The sequence below is a fragment of the Clostridioides sp. ES-W-0016-02 genome (assembly GCF_020641035.1).
Classification (GTDB): Bacteria; Bacillota; Clostridia; order Peptostreptococcales; family Peptostreptococcaceae; genus Clostridioides.
In genome coordinates this window covers 3,525,044-3,540,262 of the sequence record NZ_CP061361.1, presented here as the reverse complement: position 1 = coordinate 3,540,262, position 15,219 = coordinate 3,525,044, and the positions used below count along the sequence as shown (strand labels likewise).

Annotated in this window: 13 protein-coding genes; 11 read left to right on the top strand and 2 right to left on the bottom strand. The window is 30.2% G+C overall.

Translation table 11 applies throughout. The features are described 5' to 3' along the window. The first annotated feature begins 16 nt into the window (after positions 1 to 16). The 5 genes from IC758_RS16470 (at position 17) to gatY (ending at position 6,087) form a co-directional block, all read left to right on the top strand. The gene (locus tag IC758_RS16470) at positions 17 to 1,165 is read left to right on the top strand and encodes a glycerate kinase (RefSeq protein WP_227835161.1); all 1,149 of its coding nucleotides are present in this window, start codon (positions 17 to 19) and stop codon (positions 1,163 to 1,165) included. Positions 1,166 to 1,500: 335 nt separating this feature from the next. After that, the gene (locus IC758_RS16465) at positions 1,501 to 2,253 is read left to right on the top strand and encodes a MurR/RpiR family transcriptional regulator (RefSeq protein ID WP_227851227.1); all 753 of its coding nucleotides are present in this window, start codon (positions 1,501 to 1,503) and stop codon (positions 2,251 to 2,253) included. A 102-nt stretch (positions 2,254 to 2,355) separates the two neighbouring features. Next, positions 2,356 to 3,276 carry a 1-phosphofructokinase family hexose kinase gene (locus IC758_RS16460; protein WP_227835162.1) on the top strand — a complete coding sequence of 307 codons (921 nt, stop codon included), beginning with the start codon at positions 2,356 to 2,358 and terminating at the stop codon, positions 3,274 to 3,276. 2 nt (positions 3,277 to 3,278) lie between these two features. After that, a complete protein-coding gene (locus tag IC758_RS16455) occupies positions 3,279 to 5,195 on the top strand; it encodes a PTS fructose transporter subunit IIABC (protein ID WP_227830948.1) in 1,917 nt (638 codons plus the stop codon). A gap of 19 nt (positions 5,196 to 5,214) precedes the next feature. Then, on the top strand, positions 5,215 to 6,087 hold the full coding sequence (gene gatY, locus IC758_RS16450) for a tagatose-bisphosphate aldolase subunit GatY (protein WP_227855177.1): 873 nt from the start codon (positions 5,215 to 5,217) through the stop codon (positions 6,085 to 6,087). A gap of 324 nt (positions 6,088 to 6,411) precedes the next feature. Here gatY and IC758_RS16445 read toward each other — a convergent pair whose 3' ends face one another. Then, on the bottom strand, positions 6,412 to 6,624 hold the full coding sequence (locus tag IC758_RS16445; RefSeq protein WP_227481963.1) for a hypothetical protein: 213 nt from the start codon (positions 6,622 to 6,624) through the stop codon (positions 6,412 to 6,414). A 531-nt stretch (positions 6,625 to 7,155) separates the two neighbouring features. Here IC758_RS16445 and IC758_RS16440 point away from each other — a divergent pair. The 5 genes from IC758_RS16440 to IC758_RS16420 are packed head-to-tail and all read left to right on the top strand — an operon-like array spanning position 7,156 to position 11,749. Beyond that, entirely contained in the window at positions 7,156 to 9,240 is a 2,085-nt protein-coding gene (locus IC758_RS16440; RefSeq protein WP_255619386.1) for a TIM-barrel domain-containing protein, read from the top strand. After that, positions 9,240 to 10,019 (top strand): PTS mannose/fructose/sorbose/N-acetylgalactosamine transporter subunit IIC, encoded by a 780-nt coding sequence (locus IC758_RS16435; protein WP_227481965.1) that lies wholly within the window; start codon positions 9,240 to 9,242, stop codon positions 10,017 to 10,019. The genes IC758_RS16440 and IC758_RS16435 overlap by 1 nt, the downstream gene beginning before the upstream one ends. Continuing rightward, a complete protein-coding gene (locus IC758_RS16430) occupies positions 10,006 to 10,821 on the top strand; it encodes a PTS system mannose/fructose/sorbose family transporter subunit IID (protein ID WP_223153229.1) in 816 nt (271 codons plus the stop codon). The genes IC758_RS16435 and IC758_RS16430 overlap by 14 nt, the downstream gene beginning before the upstream one ends. A gap of 20 nt (positions 10,822 to 10,841) precedes the next feature. Further along, positions 10,842 to 11,324: a PTS sugar transporter subunit IIB gene (locus IC758_RS16425; protein ID WP_227835165.1), complete on the top strand. Its 483-nt coding sequence runs from the start codon at positions 10,842 to 10,844 to the stop codon at positions 11,322 to 11,324. 20 nt (positions 11,325 to 11,344) lie between these two features. Next, positions 11,345 to 11,749: a PTS sugar transporter subunit IIA gene (locus tag IC758_RS16420; protein ID WP_227835166.1), complete on the top strand. Its 405-nt coding sequence runs from the start codon at positions 11,345 to 11,347 to the stop codon at positions 11,747 to 11,749. 475 nt (positions 11,750 to 12,224) lie between these two features. Here IC758_RS16420 and IC758_RS16415 read toward each other — a convergent pair whose 3' ends face one another. Beyond that, entirely contained in the window at positions 12,225 to 13,406 is a 1,182-nt protein-coding gene (locus IC758_RS16415) for an ROK family transcriptional regulator (protein ID WP_227835167.1), read from the bottom strand. A 206-nt stretch (positions 13,407 to 13,612) separates the two neighbouring features. Between IC758_RS16415 and xylB the strand changes: the two genes are divergently transcribed. Next, positions 13,613 to 15,160, top strand: coding sequence for a xylulokinase (xylB, locus tag IC758_RS16410; protein WP_413927174.1), 1,548 nt, complete (start codon positions 13,613 to 13,615; stop codon positions 15,158 to 15,160). Positions 15,161 to 15,219: the final 59 nt, after the last annotated feature.

The following is a 15,219-nucleotide window of genomic DNA, read 5'->3' as shown; positions in this document are numbered from 1 at the left end:
TAAGGAGTAGATAAATATGAAAATATTAATTTCTATAGATTCTTTGAAAGGCAGTTTATCTTCAATTGAGGCAGCAAATGCAATAAAAAAGGGGATATTAAAAGTTGAAAAAGATGCAAAAGTAAAGATATTGCCACTTGCAGATGGTGGGGAAGGAACAGTAGACGCTTTAGTACAAGGTATGAATGGTGAAAAAGAAACTATAGAAGTCACTGGACCAATAATTACGAAAGTAAATGCGACATATGGATTATTAAAAAGTACAAATACAGCAATAATAGAAATGGCTCAAGCATCAGGATTAACATTAGTTCCAACTGAACTTAGAAATCCTTTAAACACCACAACTTACGGTGTTGGAGAAATAATAAAAGAAGCAATAAATAAAGGCTATAGAAATTTTATAGTTGGAATAGGTGGAAGTGCTACTAATGATGCTGGGGTAGGTATGCTTCAAGCTTTAGGATTTGAGTTTTATGATGAAAACAACAACTTAGTAGGGTTAGGTGGAAAAGTTTTAAATGAAATAAGACATATAAAAATAGATAATAGGTTAAAAGAATTAGATAAATGTAGCTTTAAAATAGCTTGTGATGTGAATAATCCACTGTTTGGTAAAAATGGAGCAGCGTACATATATGGACCTCAAAAAGGTGCAACACCAAAAATAATTGAAGAGTTAGATAATGGCCTTAGAAATTTTGCTAAGATAGTTAAAAGTGATTTAGATAAAGACATAGCCAATATAGAAGGTACTGGAGCAGCAGGTGGATTAGGTTTTGCATTTTTAGCGTTTTTAAATTCAAAATTAGAATCTGGAGTAAAAATAATATTAGAAGAAATTAAAATAGAGAACGAGTTAAAATGTGCAGACTTTGTAATAACTGGAGAAGGTAAATTGGATAATCAAACAGCTATGGGCAAAGCACCAATAGGAGTTGCAAAGATGGCTAAAAAATATGGGGCAAAAGTAATAGGTTTGGCTGGAGCAACGACAGAAGATGCAGTTAAGTGTAATGAAGAAGGGATAGATGCTTATTTTTCTATAGTAAATAGGGCTATGACCATAGAAGAAGCAATGGATAAGGAAACGGCAAGTAATAATATGACTGCCACAACAGTACAAATATTTAATCTTATAAAGGTATTAAAAGGTACTAAATAAAAAGACTGACATAGCTAGGGTTTGATATTGAAATAAGTCCTTTAGAGGATATATTAATCCATATTGAAAATAATTTTAACTATTCATAATAAGCTACTTGTAGGCTAAAAAATTTGTAATTACTCAATCTTAGTGATTAAGTAATTACTTTTTTATTGCAAAATAAGATAGTAATAACAGAATAAATTAAAGTACAGAACTATAATATTCTAAATTTATATTTATAGACATTGACTAAATCATAATTGTGTATAAAAATAAGTAGTTAAGAGGTAATATATTATAATATGCGATAAATTTAGACAAATAAAAGTATATACAAGGAGAGCGAAAATATGATAATTGAGTTAAACAAAAGAAATTCTGAAAATCTAACGAAAACGGAAATGGAAATAATTAAATTTATAAATCAAAATGAGTCAATATTATCAGAATTGTCCATAGTAGAGATTGCTCATGAAACATATTCGTCTCCAGCAACTGTTTCAAGAGCAATTAGAAAATGTGGCCTAAATGGATTTAATGAACTTAGATACAGGTTGACAGTAAAAGATGAAAATAATGATATACACAATATGGGGGATATAATAAACAAGTCTTTTATAGAAGCACAACGAGTTATAGAACAAATATCCTTAACTACACTAATTAATATAATAAAAACTATAAATGAATCTAGTAAGATATACGTCTTAGCAAGAGGTCTTACTGAATATGTAGCAAAAGAGTTTAGCCTTAAGTTACAATTACTTGATTTTAATGTGTTTTTTATAAATGACCCTAATATAATGAAAATAAAATCTAAATCAATGAAAGAAGATGAACTTATAATCATATTTTCGTTGAATGGAAACACTAAAGAACTTGTAGAATCAGCACAAAATGCCAATTTAAGTGGAGCCAAAGTTATAACATGTTGTTGTAGTGAAAATGCAAAACTTATAAACTATTCTGATTTATATATTGTAGGATATAAACATTATCATATCTCAATCTCTGAGTATGAAGTGTCATCTAGGTTACCATTGTACATTATATCTAGGATAATTATAGATTATATGGTCAAATATAATAATTCTGAAAATTAAATTGAAAAAGTCTATGAAAATCTATTTTCTTTTTATGAAAAGATTTTCATAGACTTTTTTATTATAATGAAAACATACACAGCAGAAGCAAGGGGGAAGACAATGATATATACATTAACCACGAATCCAGCAATAGATATGAACATATCTACTAACGGTATAAAAAGTAAATTAGTAAATCGTACATCAAATGCTACATATTCTCCTAATGGAAAAGGTTTAAATGTGACATTTGTACTAGGTTATTATGGTATAGAGTCCAAGATATTAGGTTTTTTTGGAGGATTCTCAGGAAAATATATAGTTGAAGAAAGTGAAAAGAAAGGGTTTGATGTACTACCTACCTGGGTAGAAGATACTACTCGTATAAATATATTTTTAAATGATGGAAATGATGAGTTTAAATTTGTAAACTCTGGGTCATATGTAAATGCAAAGCAAAAGCTAGAAATGATAGAGAAGATAGAGTCATTAGAAGATATAAATTACTTGTCAATAAGTGGAAGTTTACCACCTGGTATTGATGATAATTACTATGAAGATATATTTGAGATTTGTAAAAATAAAAATATAAAAACAATACTTGATATAAGTTCACCGAAATTAAAGGAGTTATTAGAATATAATCCATACTTGATAAAACCAAATGATGAAGAAATCAAAGATATATTTGGAATTATTGTAAGAGATGAAGAGGACATTAAGGATGTGCTTAAGTTACTACATTTGAAAGGAGCTCAAAATATATTACTAACTTTAGGAGAAAAAGGTTCTTATTTTTACAATGGAGAAGCAATTTATTATGCTAGTGCTCAACCAGTTACAGTTGTTAGCTCTGCATGTGCTGGTGATTCTGCATTAGCTGCTTTTTTAAGTATATGGTTGGAAAATCCAGAAGATATTGAAGAAGCATTGAAAAGGTCTGCTGCAACGGGTGCAAGTGTGGCTGAAAGTAATGGTATCGGTAGTTTGGCGAATGTAGAAGAGTACATAAAAAATATAAAAGTCAGAAAGGTGGTATAAAAATGGGGAGAAAGATAATCCTTGGGGTAACAGGTTGTCCAACTGGAATTGCACATACATTTATGGCAGAAGAAGCATTAAAAAAATCAGCTAAAGAATTAGGATGTGATATAAAAGTTGAAACAAATGGAGCCATAGGAGTAGAGAATAAATTAACAGCAAAAGATATCGAAATGGCAGATGCAATAATAGTTGCTTGTGATAAAAACGTTGATATGGATAGATTTAATGGAAAACCAGTAATAGAGGTACCTGTAAAAGAAGGTATACACAAAGCTAGTGAGCTTATACAAAAGTGTATTGATGGTAAAGTAGCAGTTAGAAAGGGAAATACATCAAGTAGCAAATTTACAGAAGAAGGGAATTTGTCGTTTGGTCAAAAACTATATAAAGACTTAATGAATGGAGTATCTCATATGCTACCTTTAGTAGTAGCAGGCGGAGTGCTAACTGCTATATCATTTTTGTGGGGGATTTACTCATTTGACCCAAATTCAGAACAGTATAATCAGATAGCAGCTACATTAAAATCTGTTGGTGGATATTCTATGAATTTGATGGTTCCTGTATTAGCGGCGTTTATAGCTCAATCTGTATCAGGTAGACCTGGTATGTTGGCAGGGCTTGTTGGAGGAATGATATCGTTTGACACAGGTTCAGGGTTCTTAGGTGGAATTATATCGGGATTTTTGGCAGGTTATGCAGTTAAATTATTTGTGTACTTATTGAGAAAATTACCAAGACAGTTAGAAGGACTTAAATCTATTTTTATAATTCCTATAGTCAGTGTGGGTGTTGTTGGTATATCTATGTTGTTACTTGGGGGACCATGTTCAGCTCTTAACAATGCTATGATGAATTTCCTTTCAGGGTTACAGAACTCAAGTCCTATAATCCTAGGATTAGTAATAGGATGTATGTCAGCATTTGATATGGGAGGTCCAGTAAATAAAGCAGCATATGTGACTGGAACTATGCTTCTAGGTCAAGGAAACTACTTATTTATGGCAGGTGTATCTGCAGCTTGTATAACACCACCATTAGTAATAGCTATAGCATCTACTTTATTTAAAAATAGATTTACAGAAGAAGACAGAGCGGCAGGATTAATTAATTATATACTAGGTAGTACTCATATAACAGAAGGAGCGATACCTTTCGCGGCAAAGAATCCACTGAAAGTGTTGCCAGTACTTATGATTGGGTCATCAATATCAGCGATTTTAACTTACATAATGAAAATAGAAGTACCAGCTCCACATGGAGGATTTTTAGTCTTAGGACTAGTAAATAAGCCGCTTTTATGGGTAGGATGTATACTTGCAGGTTCATTAGTAGGCGCAATACTTTATATGATAGTTACACCTAAGGTAGTAAATAACAATAATACTACAGAAAATACAGATGAAATTAAAAATGAATATAAAAAGGAAATTACAAAATCGGAAAACGTATCTAATAAAGTCTCTTTGTATAACGAAGAAACAGTAGTTTTAGATGTTAAAGGAAAAAGTAAAACAGATGTAATTGATGAAATGGTTGAAATACTTGATAAATCAGGTGTTCTTTTAGATAAAAATAAATTTAAAGAAGAAATTCATAAGAGAGAAGAAATATCATCTACAGGTTTTGGTATGGGCATAGCGATACCACACGCAAAAACAGATGCAGTAAAAGTACCACGAGTAGCAGTTGGTGTATCAAAAGAAGGGTTTGATTTTGAATCAGAGGATGGAAGCCCAGTACATCTTATATTTATGATAGCAGCTACAGACAATGGTGATAATTTACATTTAAAGACATTGTCTCAACTATCTGCAAAACTAATGGACGAAGAATTTTTAAATGAGTTAATAAATAGTAAGACAAGCATAGAAATAGTATCAAAATTAAATAATGAAGAAATTAAATCATTATAAATATATAGGAGGATGAATTATGGCATTAGTGACAACTAAACAAATATTATTAGATGCACAAGAAGGGCATTATGCAGTAGGAGCATTTAATGTTGAAAATATGGAGATGGTTATGGCAGTAATAGAAGCTGCTGAAGAACTTAAATCACCTGTAATACTACAGACAACACCTTCAACAATAAAGTATGCAGGATTGGATTATTATTTAGCAAATGTAAAGGTTGCATCAGAGAAGGCAAGTATTCCTGTGGCTATGCACTTAGACCATGGTTCAAGTTTTGGGCTAGCAATGCAGGCACTTAGAGTTGGATATACTTCTATTATGATTGATGGTTCTCATGAAAGTTACGAAGATAATATATCAGTATCTAAAGCTGTTGTAGATGCATGTACACCTTCAGATATACCTGTTGAAGCTGAATTAGGTAAAGTTGGAGGTAAGGAAGACGATTTAGATGGTGGTGATGGTGGAGCATATACAGACCCACTAGAAGCAAAAGAATTTGTAGAAAGAACAGGGGTATCATCTTTAGCAGTAGCAATAGGTACGGCACATGGGTTATATAAGGGAGAGCCAAAGCTTGATTTAGATAGATTGTCTGAAATTAGAGAGGTTGTATCAGTTCCATTAGTATTACATGGTGGGTCAGGGATACCAGATGAGATTATTAAAGAATCTATAAAAAGAGGGATTTGCAAGGTTAATTATGCAACAGAGTTAAGGATTGCTTATAGTAATGGGGTTAAGGATGTGCTTAATTCTGACCCAGAGGTAATTGACCCTAAGAAATATGGTAAAAAAGGTCTAGATTCGGTTAAAGAATTTGTTAAGAGTAGGATGGAAGTTTGTGGATGTGTAGGAAAAGTAGTAGGGGCAGTGGAGTACTGTTAATAAAATCTAATTATAAATATATAAAATAAAGTAAGAGGTTTATTATAAACCTCTTACTTTATTTTATATATTTAAGAGAATAAATGAGCAGTTTGGAGGGATATGTATGGTAATTAGAAATAAATAAAAATACAACCACTTAATACAGATTTAGAATCTAAATTTATATTAAGAGATTGTATTTAATTAAATTAATACAAATATTACATAATTGAATCATTAATATTAAAATTAATGAAAAATGAAGTAGAAAATATTGTTATACAAATATATGTATATAAATTTATCATAATATTTAATAAATTAGATATGATATACAACTTATTAAGAAGAACTAGATGTACTTCTATTATATTGAGATATAAAACCTTTAGGCATTTTACTTATAAAATACACAACCATAATACAAGATAAAGGCTTGTCTACTATATTGCTAAGGATTCTTGGAAAGAATGCAGCAGTAAATATCTTATGACCAGACTGAACTAAAAAACCGACCAATAAATCAGCACCACTTCCACTTAAACCACCAAACAATAAAAAATAAAAGTTGATGAAAATAAATTTATAATAATAATAGATATTCCATTATCAAGATTTTAAATACTATAAATAATATGGAGTCTCTAAAATAAACTTTAAGTATATAGAGCTTAAGTATATAGGAAGTATTTATTATTTGTATGGTTTTTAATTTATTAGAATTATAGGTAAGGTGTATATTATAAATTTGAATATTAAGATTTTTTTGAGGGATAGTAGACAAACTATTCCTTATTTTTATAACTAAGAATAAGTGTTATAGATGACAATAAGGATAACAAGGGATTTGTTTATTTGTGAGTATTAGGTTATACAAAAGCTGTTATCTATAACTAAATTGGAAAATTCTATCAAATTTTGGAAAACGATTGACAAAGAGAACTAAATAAAGTATATTATTAGTAAGTTAGTTTAATGTACAAATAAATTATATGCAATGTTTAATATATGAAATTAAGATATTAGACTGAGTTATTTAATTTTAAAGTACATCAAAATGGAATATTAAATTATCGATTTAGGAGGATGGCTGTGGTAAGAATATTTGAAGATTATATTGAAAAAAGATTTGACAATGAACTACTGCGAATAGAAGCATGGGGAAAAAATTCTTTACGTATTAGGTCATTTGTCGACCAAAATTTTATTGATGAAAATTATGCTCTTAATGAAAAACCTAAGTTGAATAAAGAAGATATTAAAATCGACAAGAGTGAAGATGGTAGTGTAAGTATTAAAAATGGAAAAGTAAAGGCTATCTTAGACCATAGAGATAGAATTACATTTTATAACGATAAAAATGAAATATTGTTAAAGGAATTTATTAGATTAAGAGCTGTAAAACACGATGATGGTGGAGAAGATGTAGGAACCATTGAAATTACCAAAGACTTTAACTCCACACTTAAATTAAAATCAAGAGAATATAGACCAAGTTGTAATGGAGAATTTGAAGTAACTACTAGATTTGAGTCTAAACCTTGTGAAAAGGTTTTTGGGATGGGACAATACCAACATGAATTTCTAGATTTAAAGAATACCATTTTGGAGTTAGCTCAAAGAAATTCTCAAATATCAGTTCCTTATTATATTTCTAGCTTAGGTTATGGATTTTTATGGAATAATCCAGGGATTGGAAGAGTATCTTTTGCAAAGAACATAACAGAGTGGAAGATGTTTTCTACAAACTTTATAGATTATTGGATTACTTGTGGAGAAAGCCCAAAAGAGTTAAGTAAAAATTACTCTCAAGTTACAGGAACTGTACCTATGATGCCTGAAAACCTATTAGGGCTATGGCAAAGTAAATTAAGATATAGAACTTCAGAGGAAGTTTTGGATGTTGTGAAAGAATACTCAAAAAGAGGCATTAAACTTTCGTCAATTGCAATCGACTATTTTCATTGGCCTAAGCAAGGTGAATATAAATTTGACCTAGATTATTGGAAAAATCCTAAGGAATTAGTTAGGAAACTAAAAGAAGAGTATTCAGTAGAACCAATAGTATCTGTATGGCCTACAGTTCAAAGTGATGCAGAAAACTACAATGATTATTTAGAAAATGGATATTTAGTCAATGTTAATCGTGGTGTCAGAATGACAATGCAAATTCAAGGAAATACAGTATTTGTAGACATGACAAATAGAGATGCAAGGGACTATGTTTGGGATAGAATAGATAAAAATTATAAGCAACTGGGAATTGATTATTATTGGTTAGATGTAGCTGAACCTGGATATTCTGTTTATGATTTTGATAATTATAGATACAAAAAAGGAAATGTTTTAAGCTGTGGTAACATTTATCCTATTGATTATTTAAAAATGATTTATCATGGTTTACATGATGATACAGAGTCAGTTGTAACTCTTGTAAGAGGAGCTTGGGCAGGAGCTCAAAAGTATGGAGCTTTAGTATGGTCTGGTGATATTGATTCTAGTTTTGAGGCTTTTAATAATCAAGTAAATACAGGGTTAAATATGGGACTAGCAGGTATACCATGGTGGACGACAGATATTGGAGGTTTCCATGGAGGAAATCCTAACGACCCAGAATTTAGAGAACTTATGGTGAGATGGTTCCAATATGCTACTTTTTCACCAATTTTAAGAATGCATGGAGATAGATTGCCTCATAGCAAACCATTATCAAATAAAGGTGGAGGTTCAATGGTAACTGGAGCTCCTAATGAGATATGGTCTTATGGTGAAGACGTTGAAGTAATTCTTACAAAGTTCATCAAAATTAGAGAAAGTATAAAAACTTATTTATCAAAATTGATGAAAGAAGCTCATGAAGAAGGAACACCAATTATGAGAACTTTATTTTATGAATTTCCTGAAGATGATAAAACTTGGGAGATTGATAATACATATATGCTTGGAGATGAAATTTTGGTTGCTCCAATAATGAATTATAAAGATAGAAGTAGAAAAGTATATTTGCCAAAAGGATATACATGGGAGAATATCTTTAGTGGGGTTAGTTATGAAGGTGGAAAAACTTATGAAATTGAATGCCCACTTGAAGAAATTCCTATTTTCTTAAAGCAAAATTCTAAGCATAATTTTGAAGAACTAAAAAATATTTTGAGAGAGGTGAAATCATAATGGAGCCACAATTATGGCAATTATTATTAATCGTACTTTATGGATTTTTTATAAACTATGAAAAAAATTCAACAATGTTTGGTACATATCAACCAGTAACAGCAGGTTTTATTACTGGTCTTATCCTAGGTGATATAAACACAGGTTTATATATTGGAGGTACATTACAACTATTATCATTAGGTATTAGTAACTTTGGTGGAGCATCAATACCTGATTATCAAACAGCAAGTATAGTAGCTACATTTATAACTATTACAACTAAGCAAGAAGCATCTGTAGGAATTTCTATAGGTATCCCAGTTGCTTTATTGATGGTACAGTTAGATGTTCTTAGAAATACTATTGGTATATGGCTAGTTCATAAAGCAGAAGATGGAGCTAGAAAAGGAAATTATAAAAATATAACATATATGCAAATGTTAGGAGTATTATTAACAGCAGCTACAACAGGTATTCCAGTAGCTCTATCTGTAATATTTGGACCTTCTTTAATTAACACAATTTTAAAATATACACCTGAATGGTTAACAGGTGGTTTAACAGTAGCTGGAGGATTACTTCCAGCGGTAGGAATAGGATTATTACTTAGATACCTTCCTGCTAAGGAGTATTTTAGTTATTTAGTAATTGGTTTTGTTTTAGCAGTATATATGAAAGTACCATTGTTAGGTGTAGCTTTAATTGGAGGAGCAATTGCACTTATAATTTACAAAAAGAATGTAGAAAATCAAGCACAACATTATACTGTGGCAGGAGGTATGGATGAAGATGAGTGATAATGTATCAGTAAATAAATCAAATGAAAAAGTTAAGAAAAGTGTTCTATGGCGTTGGTTTTTCACAAGTTCTGTTTCTTCAAATTATGAGAAGATGCAAGCTTTAGCATATTGTTATGCAGTACTACCATTTTTAAAGGTAGTATATAAAGATAACCCAGAAAAACTTCAAAAAGCTGTATTAAATCATTTACAGTTTTTCAATACTAATCCATGGGTTGCACCTTATATTTTGGGTATTAATGTAGCTATGGAGGAATTATCAAGTGAAGATACTGAGGAGGCTGTTACTTCAATTAAAACAGGATTGATGGGACCAGTAGCAGGTTTAGGAGATAGTTTATTTGTTGTTATTCCATGGACAATTTTTGGAGCAATAGCAGCTAACATGGCGATAGATGGAAGTCCATTTGGAATCTTATTATGGATTGCAGTGAGTGTAGCGTTAAAATTATTAAGTATACCACTATTTAATGCTGGATATACATCAGGTACTAAGCTAATATCTTCAATTGAAAAAAGTTTGAAGATTTTAACTGAGAGTACATCTATTTTAGGATTAATGGTGGTGGGAGCATTGATACCATCTGTAGTAAAAGCTAATGTTGCTTTGAACTTTCAACAAGGCGACTTTACAATGAAAGGTCAAGAAATATTAGACCAAATTATGCCTGGATTAGTTCCTGCAATTTTAGTTTTAGTTGTGTATTGGGCTCTTAAAAAGAACATAAAGCCTATATACTTAATTTTAGGTGTAATGGTTGTTTCAATAATTTTATATGCATTAGGTATTTTAAAATAAGGAAAGGGTGATATTTAGATATGGAAATGAAAGGCATTAAAAATATTCGTATAGATGACCGTTTAATCCATGGTCAAGTTGCAACTATGTGGAGTAATAAATTAGGTGTTACAAGATTAATGGTAGTAAATGATGCAGTAGCTAATAATTCTGTTCAAAAACAAGTTCTAAGAATGGCTACACCTGCGGGAATAGCATCATCTATAATTACAGAAGAAACTGCCATAAAAAATATTACTGCTGGTAAGTATGAAGGACAAAATGTATTATTAATTGTAAAGTCTCCTGTTGACCTTATTCCATTTATAGAAGCAGGATTAAAGATACATAATATAAATGTTGGAAATATGTCAAGTAGAAAAGATACAACAGTATTAAAATCTAATATCAGTGTTACAGAAGAAGAGAAGGAAGCATTTAGAAAACTCCTAGATGAAGGAATTGAAATTACAACTATAATGACACCTGATGACAAAAAAACTTATCTTGTAGATATTTTATAAAATTAGAGAGGTGTATTAAAGTGAATAGTATTATTTTGATGAGTCATGGAAATATGGCTGAAGAAGTTTTGAATTCTGCAAAAATGATAATAGGGGATACTATAAATTATCCTACTGTAAATATGAAACAGGATGATGGAATTGAAGGAACAATAAAAAAACTAAAAAAAGCTTTAGAAGTATATAAAGAAAGTTCAGAAATAGTTATAATGGTGGATTTAATTGGTGGAACGCCATGTAATGCTGCTTTATTAGAGGCCAGTATTGATAGTAGAATTAAAATCATTTCAGGGTTAAATTTAGGTATGGTTATTGAATCAGCTTTTTCAGATGAAAAAGAATTAGCAGTAAAGTTAGAGAAGATAGGTAAAGACAATATTTCTATAGTTGAACCTACAATGAGTTTATTATCTGATGATGAATAGAAACTTTATATTAATATCTAATTAATGTACAACTTCTGAGAAAGAGAATATAAATAATCTTGTGTAAACTCCAGAATAAATTTAATTTTAGAATTTATACTTTAAAGGGGTTATGGCTGTGTAGTCATAACCCTTATTTAAGATTATTACCATCTTTATAAAAATAGCATCTATATAAAGCTATTCTTAATTTTTTTGACTTTAATAATGACTGTAACTAATATTTCATTAAGATGAATATTTAATCGATTTAATACTTTAGGTCAGGTTCTAAAACTTTGAATTCACTTATATATAATACTGGAAGTTATTAAATAAAGTGATTTATGAAGTGATTCATCTGTTGTAAATGTCGATTTAGATGTAGTTACCTTTTTCAGTGTTCCATTACAATTATAGTATAAGTAATGGGTTTGAATTCGTTTAGGTATTAAAAAATGTAACTAGCTTTTTAAGCTAGTTTTTAGATTACTCATTATAGTGTAGTTATTTTATCATTTATTTCGTTCATCAAAGTTAAATTTTGTATATTTAAAAAGCTCTTGATATTTACAGCAGAACCACCATATAGAGATGCCTCAGACCCTAATGATGAAATTTCTATATTTATACCTTTGTTAAAAGAACTAACTAACATATCTTTTGTAATCTGTAATATCTCAGGTATATCTCTAATTATTTGGCTATTTAAATAGATTATCTCAGGAGCATAGGTTGCAATAGCATTATTTATAGCTATTGATAAGTAACTGCAAAAATCCTTAATAACTTTTTTAGCATTTTGATTATTTGCATAGTATAGCTGTTTTACCATATTAGAATCCATCTTAGGGATATTTTCTAAAGAAGAAAGTTGTTCAAATACTTTTTTCTCTGAACAATATTGTTCTAAACATCCAAGGTTTCCACAAGGACAGGGTTTACCATTAGGCATGATAATAGTATGGCCAATTTCGCCGCTCATACCATTTCTACCATTATATAATTTATTGTTTATTATAATGCCTGAACCAAATCCACTGTGAATACTAAGACTAAGTAATGAACTATGTATCGTTGAGAAAGTACTCTCAGCTAAAGCTGTTAAATTTGCCTCATTTTCTATATGAATAGGGAAGTCGTATTTTTCACTAAGGATACTATATAAATCAATCTCATTAAGATTATAATATGGAGTAAACAGTATTTTATTTTCACAAGTAATTCCATGTATAGCCAGAGTGAATCCTACTACATTATAAGGAGTATCTATTTTGGATATATTATAACTATTTATGACTTCATCTATTAGTTGTATGACATTATCTTTATTTATCTGTATATCTGTCAAATTCTTTGACTTTATAATAGTTCCATCTAAATAAGATAGAGAAGAGAATATATAGTCATATCCAATATCCATACTTAAAGAAATCCCTGCACATTTATTAAATACTAAAAGTATGGGTTTTCTTCCACCACTATGAGTGCTATTTCCAATTCCTATTTCATGGACTAGAGATTCATCAATAAGTTTTTTGGTAATAGCAGATATAGTTGCTTTGTTTAATCCTATGGTAGAGGCGATACTCGCTCTAGAAATAGGACCATTTTTTATAATTTGTTCAAGTACCAATCTTTCATTCATTTCTCGAATAGTGTATTTATCAGTAACCAATTTGATATTCCTCCTTAAAATAATATTGTAATACTTTTTAGTTAAAAATAAAAGGTTATTTTGCATTGACAAAGATAATTAAATATTTTATTATTAGTTCATAAGTTAGTTTAATATACTAACAAAAATAAAGCAAGTAAAATATATCTAAACATAAAAAAATTGGAATAGGAAAACGATAATTATAAGTACTATCTCAAGGAGGGATTAAATTGGAGTATGTATTAGGTGTAGATATTGGTACATCAGGTACGAAAACTGTCTTATTTGATAAACTAGGAAATACTATAGAAAGCTGTACATATGAATATCCTCTTATACAAGAGAAATCAGGTTGGGCAGAACAGGATGCTAATGACTGGTGGAAAGCTGTAGTAGAATCTATAAGACATGTAATTCAAAGTTCAAATATAAGTAGTGAATATATAAAAGGAATTGGATTATCAGGACAGATGCATGGTCTAGTTATGCTAGATAAAGAAGGTAATACATTAAGAAACTCTATAATATGGTGTGACCAACGTACAATAAAAGAATGTGAAGAGATAACTGACTTAGTGGGAAAAGAAAGATTAATTGAAATAACTGCTAATCCAGCACTTACAGGCTTTACAGCATCAAAAATATTATGGGTTAGAAATAACGAACCTGATATTTACAAAAATACTAATAAAATACTTCTTCCAAAAGACTATATAAGATACAAGTTGACAGGAAAGTATGCTACAGAAGTATCAGATGCAAGTGGTATGCAGTTACTTGATATAAGTAAAAGAAATTGGAGTGATGAAGTACTTGAAAAGTTAAATATCGATAAAAACCTTTTAGGTAAAGTTTATGAATCTCAAGAAATAACAGGATATGTGACTAAAGAGGTAGCAGACTTAACAGGGCTTAAAGAAGGAACAATAGTTGTAGGAGGAGCTGGAGACCAAGCAGCAGGAGCTATAGGAAATGGAATAGTTGAAGAAGGGGTAGTTTCATCTACTATTGGCACATCAGGGGTGGTATTTGCATATACAAAAGAACCTAAAGTTGATAAAGAAGGTAGAGTTCATACTTTCTGTCACGCAGTACCAAATACATGGCATGTTATGGGTGTTACTCAAGGGGCAGGATTATCATTAAAATGGTTTAAGGATAATTTCTGTCAAAGAGAAATAGAAATTTCAAAATCTTTAGAGAAAGATGTATATGAAATTATAAATGGGCAAGTAAGTCAGGTATCATCAGGATGTAATGGATTACTTTACTTACCATATATGATGGGAGAGAGGACTCCTCATCTTGACCCTTATGCTAGAGGAGTGTTCTTTGGATTATCTCCAATGCACTCTAAAAAAGAAATGGCAAGAGCAATTATGGAGGGTGTTTCATACAGTTTAAAAGATTGTATGGATATAATACAAAGCCTTAATATAGATGTTAATGAAGTAAGAGCCTCTGGAGGAGGAGGTAAAAGTAAAGTCTGGAGACAGATGCAGGCAGATATGTTTAATCAAGATGTATATACTATAAACTCAAGTGAAGGTCCAGCATTGGGAGTTGCAATTCTTGCACTAGTAGGGTCAGGAATATATGAAAATATACAACAAGCTTGCAATGTCATAATAAAAACTTCAACTAAGTTAGAACCAATAAATGAAAATGTGGACATGTACAAGAGATATCACAAATTGTATAAAAAATTATACAAGTCTTTAAAAGATGATTTTAAGATGTTAGATGAAGCAGTTAATTTTAAAGATAAATAATTAAAACAGGTTTAAACTAATAAAAAATATTACATACATCATATGTGTAAAACATTGGG